Below are 14,649 nucleotides of genomic sequence, written 5' to 3'. Positions count from 1 at the left end.
CACCGAACACCGCACAAAGGAAGACGGCGAGCAACCGACGAACAGAGCCAACCATCGCCACCGTGAGCGGAAGCAACGAAGCATTCACCGTCTCAACGCAGGACAAACGCAGGCGCACCAGCACCGAGCATCGCACGAAGGAAGACGGCGAGTAGCGGAGGAACGGAGCGAACCATCGCCACCGTGCTGCCGCCGGACGACGAGGAGTTCGCGCTGCGCCGCTCGGCCGTCGAGATCGCCGGCCCGGCCGCCCGCGAGGCCGCCGTCGCCGGTGCGACCGACGGCGCCCAACCGTCCGACCGCCTGACCCTGTTCGAGATCGACGTGATCGCCGTGTACTGGGCCCGGTGGTCCGGTGGCGCGCCGGTCCGCGAGCGGTGGCGCGCCTACCCGCGTTCGACCAGGCGGCCCACCACGTCCGGCCCCGGGTGCGCGGTGCCCGAGCCGTCGCGGCGCGGGTCGGGCTCGGGCAGCTCGACGGCCGAGCCGGTGCGCGACACACCCGCCGGGCGCGGGCCCACCCAGGCTAGCACGAGCCCGCTGTCCCCCTTGAGGAAGCGCTGCGTGCGGACGCCGCCGGTGGCTCGGCCCTTCGTCGGGTACTTCGCGAACGGGGTGACCTTGATGCTCTGCCCGGTGGCCGTGACCACCATCGGCTCGCCGTGCTCGTCGTCGTCGGTGCGCACGGCGCCGAAGAACACGGCGTGCGCGCCGGACGCCAGGTTGATGCCGACCATGCCGCCGCTCTTGAGCCCCTGCGGCCGCACGATCGACACGCCGAACCGCAGCAGCGACGAGTCCGACGACACGAACACGCACGTCTCCGTGCCGTCGGCGAGCCACGCGGCGCCGATGACCTCGTCGTCGTCCTTGAGCCCGATCACCTCGAACTCGTCGGAGCGCACCGGCCAGTCCGGCGCGCACACCTTCACCACACCGTGCCGGGTGCCCATCACGAGCCCCGGCGAACCCTCGGCACGCTCACCGAGCGGTGCGATGCCGACGACCTTCTCGCCCTTCTCCAGCGGTACCAGCTCGCTCGCGGCCATGCCGCCGCCGAGCGACACGGTGCCCGCGTGCTCGGGCAGCACCGGCAGCGGCAGCACGTCGGTCTTGAACGCGCGGCCGCGGCTGGTGACCACGAGGATCTGCCCGCGCGCGGTGGTGTGCACGAGCGCGGCGACCGCGTCGTGCTTGGCGCGGCCGCTGCGCCGGCGCGCCTCGGTGGCCTCCTCGGACTCGGCAGCGGTGCGGGCCACCAGGCCGGTGGCGGACAGCAGCACCTGGCACGGGTCGTCGGCGACCTCGAGCGGGCCGGCCGGCTTGGACGCGGCGAGCACCTCCTTGAGGTCGCCGTCGATCAGCGCGGTACGCCGCGGGCCGGCCAGGTCCCTGGCGATCTTGGCGAGCTCGTTCGAGACGAGCTTCTTGAGCACCGAGTCGTCGTCGAGGATCTTGGTCAGCTCGGCGATCTCCGCGCGCAGCCGGTCCTGCTCCTGCTCGAGCTCCAGCTTGTCGTACTTCGTGAGCCTCCTCAGTGGAGTGTCCAGGATGTACGTCGCCTGGATCTCGGTGAGCTTGAACCGCTTCATGAGGCCGGCCTTGGCCTCGGCGGCGTTCTCGCTGGCGCGGATCAGCCGGATCACCTTGTCGATGTCCAGCAGGGCGATCAGCAGCCCCTCGACGAGGTGCAGCCGTTCCTCCCGCTTGCGGCGGCGGTACCTCGTGCGCCGGGTGACCACGTCGTAGCGGTGCCGCAGGAAGACCTCGAGCAGTGCCTTGAGCCCCAGCGTCCGCGGCTGCCCGTCGACGAGGACGAGGTTGTTGATGCCGAACGACTGCTCCATCGGTGTGAGCCGGTAGAGGTCGGCGAGCAGCGCCTGCGGGTTGACGCCGACCTTGCACTCGATGACCAGTCGGGTGCCGTTCTCGCCGTCGGTGAGGTCCTTGACGTCGGCGATCCCGGTGAGCCGCTTGGACTTCGTGACCTCGTCGGTGATCTTCTCGATGATCTTCTCGGGCCCGACCGCGTAGGGCAGCTCGACCACCGTGATGGCCTGCCGCCCGCGACTGCCCTCCAGCGGGCCGATCTCGACCTTGGCCCGCATGCGAACGACGCCTCGCCCGGTCTCGTAGGCGCGGCGCACCTCGTCCAGGCCGAGCAGCATGCCGCCGGTCGGCAGGTCGGGACCGGGGATGAACTCCATCAGCTTGTCGAGTGTCGCGTTGGGATGGTGGATCAACCAGCGCGCGGCGCCGATGACCTCGCCGAGGTTGTGCGGGATCATGTTGGTGGCCATCCCGACCGCGATCCCGGACGTCCCGTTCACGAGCAGGTTCGGGAAGGCGGCGGGGAGCACAATCGGCTCCTCCAGCGACCCGTCGTAGTTGGGCCGGAAGGCGACCGTGTCCTCCCCCAGCTCCCCCACGAGCAACATCGCCTCGGGCGAGAGCCGCGACTCGGTGTTGTGGTTGACGAACCCACCGGCCAGGAACGAGTGATCGTCGGAACGAACCCGCACCGAGTACACCTCGGCCGGCTCGGCGGCCTCGACGGACGTGATCTCCTCGAACCGGTACCCGGAGTCCATGATCGGCAGGATCGTGGCGAGGATCTCCGAGTCCCTTATCCGGTCGATGATTCGCAACCGCTCGGTCTCCCACCGCTCGACGCGGTCGAAGTTGTGCTGAGTCAACCACTTCCGGTCGCCGCCTCGGCGATCGAAGTCAAGCACACCACGGACATAGGCCGCCACGAACGGCACCCGATCGTGGCCGAGCCGATGCGGCCGCAGCGGCGAATGCCGCAGGAGTCCCTGCGGCTTGGTCTGCTTGGTTCGCAGGAATCCGACGCGTCCGACATACGCTCGCACGTTGTGGAGCCCGGAGACGACGAGCCGGTGCTCCACCGAACCGCTCGGTCGCGTATACGTCCGATGCACGGCGATCACGCCGAACTCGGCCAGGAGTTCCTGCATCTCGGCGGCGAGCCGTTCGCTGTAGGTCGAGTACTGGATGGTGAAACCGTCGTGCGCAACCCTCGTGCCGCCGTCACCCTCGAACGCGGCCATCAGAAACGCGCGCTTGACGCCCCAGCCGCCGTTCCACACGAACTCCGGAACAAACTTGTCGCGTGCGTGGTGGTCGATGAACTCTGCCAACGGGCTGCCCCGGAAGGCCTCCATGCCGCCCGATTGAATGTCCAGCTCCCGGATTCGCTTACGGTCTCGCCGGGTGTGCCGTTCGTAAACGTACCGTCGACCGCCGACAACCTGGTCGTAGGCGCGCAAGACCTCGCCGAAGAAATGAGCATCGGTGTTGTTGAAACCAGCGCGGTTCTCATTAGCCCAACCCTCCGAAACCCACGCTCCACCAAGGACCCCCAACCTGTACTCCTGCGCTGTCGGGATCACCTGGGACCACGCGTTGCGCGCCACACACACGACCGCGCCCGGCTTGAGCTCGTCGAGCCGGCGCCACTGGAACAGTGGCACACCCATCGGGGCCTCCAGGCACAGCACGAGATGGTTCTCGCTGCCGCGCAAGGAAAATCCAGACTTCGAGGTGATCCGTAGCGTGGGATGCACACCTGAGTTGAACACCTTCTCGACCTGGATCGCCTTGCCGTCCTTGTCGAGCACCTCGAAGTCCGCGTCTGCCTCCGAGTCGGGAGGCAGATCGACCAGATCGCCGATGCGCGGGCTGGAGCCGTCGGCGAGCCGAATCCGGGTATCGCCAGTGAGGCAGTACCTCGACGCCGCCGGGCCATCGTCTGGGGAACCGAAGTTGCCGTGCCCGTCGATGAGTGGGGCGTTCATCGAGAAGTCCTGCGCGAGGCGGACCATGGCGTCGTAGATGGCCATGTCGCCGTGCGGGTGGTAACGGCCCATCACGTCGCCGACCACGCGGGAGGACTTCACGTACGCGTGGGTCGGGCGGTAGCCGTTCTCGTTCATGGAGAACAGGATCCGGCGGTGCACCGGCTTGAGGCCGTCGCGCGCGTCGGGGAGGGCGCGGGAGTGGATGACCGAGTACGCGTACTCCAGATAGGAGTCCTCGATCTCCGTCTTCAGCGGGTTGTCGAAGACCTGCGCGCCCGCCCGGTCGAACGCGGCTGGGTCGACCCGGGTCGTGCGGGCCTTGCGGCGTGCCATGAATTCCTACCTCAGATGTCGATCGTCGACTGGTCTACCCGGACGGAGGACTCCACCAGCCACGCCCGCCTCGGCTCGACCTTCTCCCCCATCAACAACTCGAGCGCGGTCTCCGCGGCTTCGACGTCGTCTAGGGTGATCCGGCGGACCGACCTGGTCGCCGGGTTCATCGTGGTCTCCCACAGCTCGTCCGCGTCCATCTCGCCCAGGCCCTTGAACCGGGGCACCGGCGTGACGATCTGCTTGCCCTTCCTCTCCAGCTCCGCGACCTTGGTGTCCATCTCCCGCTGGGTGAAGGTGAAGAACGTCTCCGGGTTGCGGCCCTTCGTGGTGATCTTGTGCAACGGCGGCATGGCCGCGAACAGCCGGCCGTCCTCGATCACCGGGCGCATGTACCGGGCGAACAACGTGATCAGCAGCGTGCGGATGTGCGAACCGTCCACATCGGCGTCCGCCATCAGGATCACCCTGCCGTAGCGCATGGTCGACAGCTCGAACGTGCGCCCGCTGCCCGCGCCGAGTACCTGCACGATCGACGCGATCTCCGCGTTGCGCAGCGTGTCGGCCAGGCTGGCCTTCTGCACGTTGAGTATCTTGCCCCGCAACGGAAGCAGCGCCTGGTACTCCGACACCCGAGCGTGCCGCGCGCTGTTGTGCACGAACACCCCGGCCTCGAGCGCGAAGTTGTGGTACTGCTCGACGGTCAGGTCGTACACGTCCGCGGTCTCGTCGAGTGGCTCGACCGCGGCCACCGTGTGGTTGACCCGCACCGCGGCCTCGCGCAGCCGTGCGTAGTCACCGTCGTAGTACGCGAGCAGACGATCCGCCTCGTATGCGGTGCCCAACTCCGCGTCGGTGAGGTGCAGGAGGGCCGACAGGCGCTTGAGCGCGGCGACCCGACGTCCGTCGTTCCGCCGGGCCACTCGTTCCTCGCGAGGCACCGTGGCCACATATCGTGCGCGACCGGCCTGCACGCCGGCGAGATGACCGGTGCGCGGATCGCTCATCCGGCGACTCATCCGCAACGAGTGCGCGGTGCCGAACTCCGGATGCCTGCGCTGCCAGTCGACGACCGCCGCACGCTGCCGCTCGCGCCCCGCCGGGTCGGCGAACCGCTCCACCGTCGTCTTCCGCCGCCGCGCGAGTAGGCACTCGTCCTGCCATTGCGCGCGCCATCGCGCGCTCCACTCGGCGCGCCGGCCCGGATCGGCGAAGAACGAACGAACCCGTTGCGCCGCTAGCGCGCGATGCTCCGGATGTGCCCAGTACGTGGCCTGACGTTCCCGCATCCGCTCCACGTAGGCGGACTTCTCGTCCTCACTCAGTGCGGCGTACCAATCCTGGAAACCCTGCTCGATTCGGTCCCGGAACGCGGGATCCTGGTTTCGTGCGGCAAGCCGAGCAAGACACGCCTCGCGGAAGGCGGGGTCCTGCCATTGTTCGGTGAGCATCGCCGACCTGAACTCGTGGCCCGCACCGGCCAGCCACGCGCGAAAGCCCTCGTGTACGTGCTCGCCCATCATCGCAGCACGCAGCGCGGCGTGATCGTCCCACGTCATCCGCCGGATACCGCGCGGATCATTGTTGCGTTCGTCGACGTCCACATGGTGGCGAACACCGCCGTTGTTCGCGCTCATCCACACGCGTTCATAACCGTCGAGCTTGTCACCTTTTACCTTGGCCGACACCGACCGGTACAACGGCATCAACGAATCGCCAGGAGCGAGGGCGTCCGCGCGTCGGTACGAACCGTCCCGCAACCGGAACAGGTGATCCGGCGTGCATCGCACCGATTCGCCGTTGTCGAGTGTCACCCGGACAAGCGGCGCGGCGCGTTTGGTCAACCGGGGTTCGACCAGTGGTGCGAGGACCACCCGGCCCGCCTTGTTCGTCGCATAGCCGAAATGCGTCACACCGCGCTGCCAGTCGGCGGCCAGTTCGGCGAACGTCCGACGCTGTCCGGAGGCGAGCGCCACCCTCGTGTCACCGACAAAACATCCCAATGCGCTGTCGCCTTCCACGAGGAACAGCTCGCTGCGGGAGATTCCCGTGGCCCGGCAGTCGACCAGCTTTGGCGGCATCGCCGCGCCTTCCAAGGCGGTCTTGCGGCGGGCGGCGTCCTTCTGCTGCTTCTGGGCGAGCCGCACGCGCGCGGCGTCGACCACCTTCTGCAGCACGGTCTTCGCCTCGGTCTTGGTCCTGCGCTGCTCCGTCCAGGCCTTCACCTGCTGCTCGACGATGGCCTGCAGGACCTTGGTGATGCCCGCGGTGGACAGCTCGTCCTTGGTCTGCGACGTGAACTGCGGCTCGGGGAGCCGCACGTGCACGACCGCGGTCATGCCCTCCTGGACGTCGTCCAGGGTTGGCGGGTCCTCCTTGGGCTTGAGCAGGCCGCGGGTCTTGCCGATGGCCTCGTTCACGGACTTGAGCATCGCGCGGTCGAAGCCGCGCCGGTGCGTGCCGCCGTGCACGTTGCGGATCGTGTTGGTGAAGCACTCGACGGTGCGCTCGTAGCCGGTTCCCCACCGCAGCGCCACCTCGACCTCGGCCCGGCGCTCTACTTTGGACTGCATGACGCCGTTCTCGTCCGCGGCGTTCTCCCGGTAGGTGCCCTCGCCGCGGATCATCAGGATGCCGGAGACCGGCTTCTCGCCCGACGGCGCCATGAACTCGACCATGTCCGCGAGCCCGTTCGGGTAGGAGAAGGTCTCCTCCTCGATGGCGCCCTCGGTGGTGTTGCGCAGCACGTAGCCGACCCCGGGCACGAGGAACGCGGTGTTGCGCAGCTTCGCCCGCACCGCCTCGATGTCCAGTGCCGCACTCGACTCGAAGTAGCGGGCGTCGTACCAGTAGCGGATGGACGTGCCGGTGCCTTCGCCACGCTTGAGCTTGCGCTCGACCTGGAGGCCGGACTGCTTGCGGAACTTCGCCTTCGGGCCGGGCCCGTCGAACACCCCGGGCACGCCGCGCGCGAACGACATGTGGTGAACCTTGCCGTCACGCTTCACGGTGACGTCGAACCGGTGGGACAAGGCGTTGACCGCGGAGGCGCCGACGCCGTGCAGGCCACCGGAGGTCTTGTAGCCGGAGCCGCCGAACTTGCCGCCCGCGTGCAGCCTGGTGAGCACGAGCTCGACGCCGGAGAGCTTGGACTTGGCGTGCACGCCGGTGGGGATGCCCCGGCCGTCGTCGTCGACCTGGACGCTGCCGTCGGCGTGCAGGGTGACCACGACCCGGCTCGCGTGCCCGGCCACGCCCTCGTCGGTGGAGTTGTCCACGATCTCGTTGAAGAGATGGTTGATGCCGCGGCTGTCGGTCGACCCGATGTACATCCCGGGCCGCTTGCGCACCGCCTCGAGCCCCTCGAGATGCGTAAGATCGTCGGCCCCGTACAGCGTCTCCGCAGTCACCCTCAACTCCCGGTTTCGTCGGCGCCGCCCAAGATCGACATACGTGTCGACGGCGTGCACACCGTAGAGAAGAGTATCCGGCGCGACTGACAGGACCGTGCATTGGCGCGGGCGATTCTCCGCCTCGCACCGGAAGGGCCTTGGCTACCTGCGCTTTTCGTCAACCACGGCCGAGCAACGGCATGGTCGTGGCCATCAGCGTGACGAACTGCACGTTGGCGCTGCGCGGAAGTCGGGCCATGTGCACCACCAGCTCGCCCACGTGCCGGGCGTCCATGGTCGGCTCCGGGCGCAGCGAGCCGTCCGCCTGAAGGGTGCCCGCCGCGAAGCCGGCCGTCAGCTCCGTCGCCGCGTTGCCGATGTCGATCTGGCTGACCGCGATGTCGTGCGCGCGCCCCTCCAGCGCCAACGCCTTGGTCAGCCCGGTGATCGCGTGCTTGGTCGCCGTGTACGCCACCGCGTTCGGGCGCGGGACCTGAGCGGAGACCGAGCCGTTGTTGATGATCCGGCCGCCGCGTGGATCCTGTTCGGCCATCAGGCCGAACGCCGCCCGGGCGCAGCGGAACGAGCCGGTGAGGTTCGTGTCCACCACGGCCTGCCAGTCCTCTTCGGACACCGACGGGACCGGCACACCCGGGCCGAACACGCCGGCGTTGTTCACCAGCAGGTCGAGCCGCCCGTAGCGGGACCGGACGTGGTCGAACAGCGCGGCAACGGACTCGGCGGAGGTCACGTCGGTCACGACCGGGTCGGCGCCGGCGACCGACTCGAGCGACGAGCGCGTACGGCCGGCGACCACCACCCGGTCGCCGGCGTCGAGCAGGGCGGTCGCGATCATCCGGCCGAGGCCGGACCCGCCACCGGTCACCACGGCGATCATCGATGCCGACAAGAGCGTGGCCCGTGCTCAGCCGGGCGTGAGCCGGCGCGGCCCGATGAGCGCGGCGACACCACTGAGCGCGTAGCCGAGCGCGGGCCCGTACGCACCGATGCTCGCGCCGTCGAAGTCGCCGAACAGGTCCTGGATCGCGTAGAGGTGCACGGCGGCGAAGCCCAGCAGGACCAGCCCGGCGATCCGACGGAACATGGCGAGCCCGGCCTTCAGCATGAACAGCACGACGACGAGCGCGCCGACCCCGATGCCGGTCACGGTCATCTCCTGGCGCGAGAACCCGCCTTCCTCACCGAAGAGCCCGGCGGCCGGCCCGACGCCGTAACGCAGCACCAGCCAGCCGATGCCGAGGATCGCGAGCCCGGCGAAGAGCGCCTTGCCGACCACCGACTCCACGACCGACACGAGCGCGAGCACGATGCCGAGCGCGGCGAGCGGGTAGCTGAACAGGAAGAGGTACCAGCCGCCGAACCCCTGCGCGTTGGCCTGGTTCGCTGCGTCCCACAGCTGCGGCAGCGACAGCGACTCGCCGTTCGCGGCCGAGGCCGACACCCACGGCAGCACGAGCATGCACAGCAGCTGCACCGCGATGCCGAGCAGGCTCAGGATCAGCCCGAGACCGGGCAGCCGGAAGCCGCCCCGGCCCTCGTCCGGGTACATCTCCTGCGGCGACGGCTGGCGCTGGTACTGCTGCTGCGGGCCGGGCTGCTGGTACGGCTGCTCCGGATAGGACTGCTGGTACGGCTGCTGCGGGTACTGCTGTGGGTACTGCTGCTCGTACTGCGCAGGCGGGTACGGCTGGCCGTGCCGGGGCTGGTCGTAGTCGGGCTGCTGGAACTGCCGCTGCCAGTCGTAGGGCCGAGGTGGCTCACCCTGGTGCGGACCGGGTCGGGACATGCGGGCACCGTACCCGCCGGGCTCAGGATCGCAAGGTCAGCCCGGGACGGACTCCGCCCAGAAGGCGTGGACCAGCTCGGCGAACTCCTCCGCTCGCTCGATCTGCGGCATGTGCCCGGTGTCGGCGAACAGGTGCGCGCGGACGTGCGGCAGCACCTGCTTCGCCGCCTCCAGGTGGGCCGCCGGCAGGATCAGGTCGGCCGAGCCCCAGACCACGAGCGTGGGCACGGCCGCCGCCGCGGTCGCCGCGATCACCGCGTCCCGCCACTGCCGGCGCACGCCGCGGAACGTGCCGAGCGAGCGGGTCAGCTCCAGCAGTACCCGGGCGCCGTGCGGGCGGCGGGCCAGCTCCAGCGCGCGCTCGATCCGGTCCTCGGTCACGAAGCTCGGGTCGCGGAAGATCGCCCGCTCGGTCCGCCGTGCGGCGGCTCGTGACGGGCGCAGCAGCAGCCGGCCCAGCGGGCGCAGCGCGAGGATCCGCAGCGCGATCGTCACCTCGCGGCCGAACCCCGCGCTGTTCACGAGCACGAGGCTGCGCACCCGGTCTGGGTAGCGCAACGCGAGGAGCATGGCCACCGCGCCGCCGAGTGAGTTGCCGACGAGGTGCGCCGGGCGGGTCTCGCCGAGCTCGTCCAGGAACTCCGCGACGGCGTCGGTGATCCCGGGCAGCGTGCTCGCGGGCAGCGGGTCGGACTCGCCGAACCCGGCCAGGTCCACGCTGTACACGCGGTAGGCGCGTTCGTCGCTGTCGAGCAGGTCATGCTGGCCGGCGAAGTCGTCGAGGCTGCGGGCGATGCCGTGCAGCAGGATCACCGGTGGGTCGGCCGGGTCCCCGGTGGCGCGGTAGCGGACGGCCCGGCCGCCGACCCGCACCACCTCGGCGGTCGCCCTCACGTGCCCCGTCATGTGCCCTGTCACGTGCCTTGTCACGTGCCCTGTCATGTGTGCTGTCCGGACAGGACGGCGGCGGGCGCGCGCTCGAACCGCATGTCGTCGTCCATCGGGCCGTAGCGCATCAGCAGCACGTCGCGCGGGTAGTTCTGGTGCAGCCGCCACGGCGCGGCCGGGCCCTGCTTGGGCAGCTTGTCGATGCTGCGCAGCACGTAGCCCGACCGGAGGTCGACGAGCGGGCCGGTCCCCTCCGTGCCGGCCGGCGGGTGCGGGGCCGCCTTGTGGAAGCCGTGCTCGGCCATGTGGTTGAGCAGCCGGCACACGTAGCGGGCGACCAGGTCGCTCTTGAGCGTCCAGGACGCGTTGGTGTAGCCGATCGTGAGCGCGAAGTTCGGCACACCGGAGATCATCATCCCCTTGTAGGCCAACGACTTCCCGAGCTCGACCCGCTCGCCGTCCACGGTCAGCGCCATGCCGCCGACGGGCAGCAGGTTCAGCCCGGTCGCGGTGACGACGATGTCCGCGCGCAGCTCGTCGCCGGACGCGGTGGTGACGCCACCCGCCGTGAAGCCCTCGACCTTGTCCGTGACGATCGAGGCGCGGCCGGCCGTCACCGCCTTGAACAGGTCGCCGTCGGGCACGAAGCACATGCGCTGGTCCCATGGGTCGTACGTGGGGCCGAAATGCGTGTCGACGTCGTAGCCGGGCGGCAGCAGCCGCTGCGCGCCCTTGCGTAGCAACGACTTCATCAGGCCGGGCGTGCGGCGGCTGAGCTGGAACACGAACTGGGCGCCGAGCACGTTCTTCCACCGCAGGATCGGGTAGAGGTAGCGGTCCGGGATCCGGCCGCGCAGCCGTTCGGCGACCGGGTCGGTGGCGGGCAGCGCGAGCACGTAGCTCGGCGAGCGTTGCAGCATCGTCACGTGCTCGGCGGTCTCGGCCATGGCCGGCACGAGCGTCACCGCGGTCGCGCCGCTGCCGATGACGACGACCCGCTTGCCCGCGTAGTCGAGGTCCTCGGGCCAGTGCTGCGGGTGGATCACCGGGCCGGCGAACTTCTCGATGCCGGGCAGGTCGGGCGTGTAGCCCTGGTCGTAGCGGTAGTAGCCGGCGCAGACGAACAGGAACTCGCAGGTGAGCGTGACGTCGCCGGCCGGGCCCCGGGCACGGACCGTCCACCGGCTGTCCTGTGTGGACCATTCGGCGCCGGTCACCTCGTGGCCGAAGCGGATCTTCTCGTCGATCCCGAACTCGCGGGCGGTCTCCCGGACGTACTCACGGATCGCCGGGCCGTCGGCGATGGCCTTGGCCTGGTTCCACGGCCGGAACGAGTAGCCGAGGGTGTACATGTCCGAGTCGGAGCGGACTCCCGGGTAGCGGAACAGGTCCCAGGTGCCGCCGATCGCGTCTCGGGCCTCGAGCATCGCGAACGTCCGGCCGGGACACTCCCGGCTCAGGTGGCAGGCGGCGCCGATGCCGGAGAGGCCGGCACCCACGATCAGCACATCGACATGCTCCACAGACTCCTCGGCCATACCCGCCACGGTATCGACAGCATGTCGAGCCAGTCAACACAGTGTTGAGCACGTGCCCGCCGGGCGGTAGCGTGACGGCATGACGACCCCCGCCGCGCGATCGACCCGGGGCCGCCGAGTGGTCCAGTCCGGCACCCGGCCGTCCGGCGACGACCGGGAGGGCGCCATCCTGGCCACCGCCGAACGGCTGCTCGGCGAGCGGTCGCTGAGCGAGATCTCCACCGATGACCTGGCCCGCGGCGCGGGCATCTCGCGGCCCACGTTCTACTTCTACTTCCCGTCCAAGGACGCCGTCCTGCTCGCGCTGCTGGACCGGGTCGTACAGGAGGCCGACGCGGCGCTCGCCCGGGTGCCGGACGACCTGGCGAGCGATCCGCCGACGTACTGGCGGGGATGCATCGCCGCGTTCCACGAGACCTTCCGCGCGCACCGGCCGGTGGCGCTCGCGTGCGCCCAGGCACGGGTGACCAACACCGAGGTACGTGAGCTGTGGGCGCGGGTGATGGAGTCCTGGACGCTGCTCGTGGTGGAGGCGATCGAGGGCGAGCGCGCGCGGGGTGTGGCCCCACCCGGGCTGCCGGCGCGCGACCTCGCCGTGGTGCTCAACTCCATGAACGAGCGGGTGCTGCACGCGACGTTCGCCCAGGACAGCCCGGCGGTCGCCGAGGGCGACGTGGTCGACGTGCTGCTGACCGTCTGGCTGAACGCGATCTACCAGACGACCACCCCGCCTCCCGCTTAGCCGTCACGGCCGCAGGGTACGACCAGCCGGCGTGGAAGGACGCCTTCCAGACGTTGAACGTCAGCAAGGCGTCCTTCCTGGCATTAGCGGCCGCTAGGCGGACATCGCCGAACGCAGTGAGCGGTACAGCAGCGCGGCATCGCCCAGGCGGTGTCGCAGCTGCCGTTCCAGGCCACCGATCGGGACGAGGTTCTGGGGTGCCCGCGGGTCCTTGTGCGGCGAGCTCGCGAGACCGGGCAGCACCCGGGCGGTCACGTCGGCGAGGGCCACCGCGTCCTCGTCGGGCAGGTCCGCCGAGCACTCCAGCCGCACCACCGCCGACCACGGTGCCCGCGACGAGCCGGGCAGGCGTAGGTACCACGACTTGCGCTCCCAGGACGTGCCCATCCCGAACACCGGGCTCCGCTGCCCCGGCGCGAGGTCCGCCACGACCGCCGCCTGCTCCGGTCCCAGGTACGACTTCTGGTGCGTCTTCACGTATCCCACGGTTCGCGCCAGGTGGGTGCGCCCGCGCAGCGGCCCGTCCACGACGAGCAGATCATCCTCCACATCGGACTGCTGCCGCCACGCGCTCGCGAGCTCGACCTCCAGCGCGGCGAGCCGGCCCTGCACGCCGAGCGTCAGCTTGTCCAGGCCGCCGGACGTGCGGTGGAACCGGTAGCGCGCGTGCCGGGTCTCGATGTCCCCGCCGACCGCCGCGTACAGCCCGCGGTCCACCCGCACGTCGACGATCCGCGCCGTGCCGTCGCAGCACACCAGGCCCGCGGCGAGCGACGCGACGACCCCGGGCAGCGGCTCGGGGCCCTGGCCGTGCACCCAGACGCGGGCGTCGATGCGGCGCACGCCGTCCAGGAACAGCACCGAGCCGGGCAGCGCGCCACCGGCCGGCGAGACCGGCCGCCAGTCGGCCGCCTTGCGCTCCAGGTCCAGCTCGAGCCGCGCGGACGACTCCCGGCCGTCCAGCTCGTCCCCTCGGGCCACCCCGTAGCCGGGGTCCCACGGGTCCACCGTGTACGAGGTCAGTTCCGCCTCCCCGGCATTCATTGTGTTGGTTGCATTGGAGGACGGAAGGTTCTGTTTGGTCACGTACTTGTGGCTAATTTGCGTCACGTTCCCCTGAGGTGCGGTTGCGAAGCCCTCGGCTGTCATGACTTCACCATCACACCTCGACCCGCCGCAGCCGCGACGACGCGCCGTCGCGGGTGACCGCGAACTGCACCGGCACCCGCTCGGCCAGCGCCGGCACGTGCGTCACGATGCCCACCATCCGGTCGGTCTCCTCCGCCAGCCGCTCCAGCGTGGCCGCCACGGTGTCCAATGTGGACTCGTCCAGGGTGCCGAAGCCCTCGTCGAGGAACATCGAGTTCAGGTCCCGCTTGCCTCCCGACAGGCCCGCGACCTGGTGCGAGAGCGCGAGCGCGAGGGCGAGCGAGGCCTGGAACGTCTCCCCGCCGGACAGCGTGTTCACCGGCCGCTGGGTGCCCGCGTCGTTGTGGTCCACGACCACGAGCTCGTTCTTCGCCGCCCGGTACAGCTCGTACTGCCCGCCGGAGAGCGCCAGCAGGATCTCCGACGCCTCGGTCACCAGCGAGTCCAGGGCCTCGGCACACAGCCACGCCTCGAACCCGTTGGACTTCAACAGGTTGCCGAGCGTCCGGGCGACCTGTTCCTCCTCCTTGCACTTCTCCACCTCGGCCGCGAGCGCCACCGACCGGTCCCGCCGCTCGACCCGGTCCGCGAGGTCGGCCCGCGCGCGCTCCACCTGCTGGGCCAGCACGACGTCCGGCTTGCCGTCCGCGGGCAGCGCCACCCCGTGCTTGTCCAGCAGGCGGGTCAGCTCCGCGCGCGCCGCGGTGCCCTCGGCCCGCAGGTCCCGCTCGGCCGCGGCCAGCTCGGCGGCCCGCTCGGACAGCGCGCCGCGCTGCCGCTCGGCCCAGGTCAGCAACGCCTGCCAGGCGGCGGCGAGGTCGGTGCCCTCCACGGGCGGCACGCCGAGCGCGACAAACCGGTCGCGGCTCGCCCGCAGCGCCGACCACGCCTGCCGCTCCTCGTTGGTCAGCTCGGCCCGATCCCGCTGCGCCCGCTCGGCGGCGCCGCGGGCGAGCTTCGCCCCCGCCCGGGCCCGCTC

Annotated in this window: 8 protein-coding genes and 3 pseudogenes; 1 reads left to right on the top strand and 10 read right to left on the bottom strand. The window is 70.3% G+C overall.

Annotated features, from left to right (window positions below; all coding sequences use genetic code 11):
• Window positions 1-386: 386 nt before the first annotated feature.
• From ACRDTB_RS32920 to ACRDTB_RS32885, 8 genes and pseudogenes are all read right to left on the bottom strand, one after another.
• Entirely contained in the window at window positions 387-4,154 is a 3,768-nt protein-coding gene (locus ACRDTB_RS32920) for a DNA gyrase subunit A (protein ID WP_431436113.1), read from the bottom strand.
• Window positions 4,155-4,165: 11 nt separating this feature from the next.
• Window positions 4,166-4,804 (bottom strand): annotated as a pseudogene (locus ACRDTB_RS32915) (toprim domain-containing protein); the annotation flags it as partial.
• 6 nt (window positions 4,805-4,810) lie between these two features.
• Window positions 4,811-6,175 (bottom strand): annotated as a pseudogene (locus ACRDTB_RS32910) (ATP-binding protein); the annotation flags it as partial.
• Window positions 6,152-7,564, bottom strand: a pseudogene (locus tag ACRDTB_RS32905) (ATP-binding protein); the annotation flags it as partial. The pseudogenes ACRDTB_RS32910 and ACRDTB_RS32905, both read right to left, overlap by 24 nt.
• Before the next feature lie 160 nt (window positions 7,565-7,724).
• Entirely contained in the window at window positions 7,725-8,444 is a 720-nt protein-coding gene (locus ACRDTB_RS32900; protein ID WP_431436112.1) for an SDR family oxidoreductase, read from the bottom strand.
• Window positions 8,445-8,471: 27 nt separating this feature from the next.
• The gene (locus tag ACRDTB_RS32895; protein WP_431436111.1) at window positions 8,472-9,353 is read right to left on the bottom strand and encodes a hypothetical protein; all 882 of its coding nucleotides are present in this window, start codon (window positions 9,351-9,353) and stop codon (window positions 8,472-8,474) included.
• Between the two features lie 36 nt (window positions 9,354-9,389).
• Window positions 9,390-10,247 carry an alpha/beta fold hydrolase gene (locus ACRDTB_RS32890; RefSeq protein ID WP_431436110.1) on the bottom strand — a complete coding sequence of 286 codons (858 nt, stop codon included), beginning with the start codon at window positions 10,245-10,247 and terminating at the stop codon, window positions 9,390-9,392.
• Between the two features lie 44 nt (window positions 10,248-10,291).
• Complete coding sequence (locus ACRDTB_RS32885; RefSeq protein WP_431436109.1) at window positions 10,292-11,779, bottom strand: flavin-containing monooxygenase; 1,488 nt, start codon at window positions 11,777-11,779, stop codon at window positions 10,292-10,294.
• 79 nt (window positions 11,780-11,858) lie between these two features.
• On the opposite strand from ACRDTB_RS32885, the gene ACRDTB_RS32880 reads away from it, so the two are divergent.
• Window positions 11,859-12,521, top strand: coding sequence for a TetR family transcriptional regulator (locus ACRDTB_RS32880; protein ID WP_431436108.1), 663 nt, complete (start codon window positions 11,859-11,861; stop codon window positions 12,519-12,521).
• A 93-nt stretch (window positions 12,522-12,614) separates the two neighbouring features.
• On the opposite strand, the gene ACRDTB_RS32875 is transcribed toward ACRDTB_RS32880, so the two are convergent.
• Window positions 12,615-13,565, bottom strand: coding sequence for a hypothetical protein (locus ACRDTB_RS32875; RefSeq protein ID WP_431436107.1), 951 nt, complete (start codon window positions 13,563-13,565; stop codon window positions 12,615-12,617).
• A gap of 115 nt (window positions 13,566-13,680) precedes the next feature.
• Window positions 13,681-14,649 (bottom strand): SbcC/MukB-like Walker B domain-containing protein (locus ACRDTB_RS32870; RefSeq protein WP_431436106.1); only part of this gene is annotated, 969 nt, incomplete at its 5' end.

Source organism: Actinophytocola sp., assembly GCF_050699935.1.
Taxonomy (GTDB): domain Bacteria; phylum Actinomycetota; class Actinomycetes; order Mycobacteriales; family Pseudonocardiaceae; genus Actinophytocola.
This window is presented reverse-complemented; position numbering and strand designations above follow the sequence as displayed.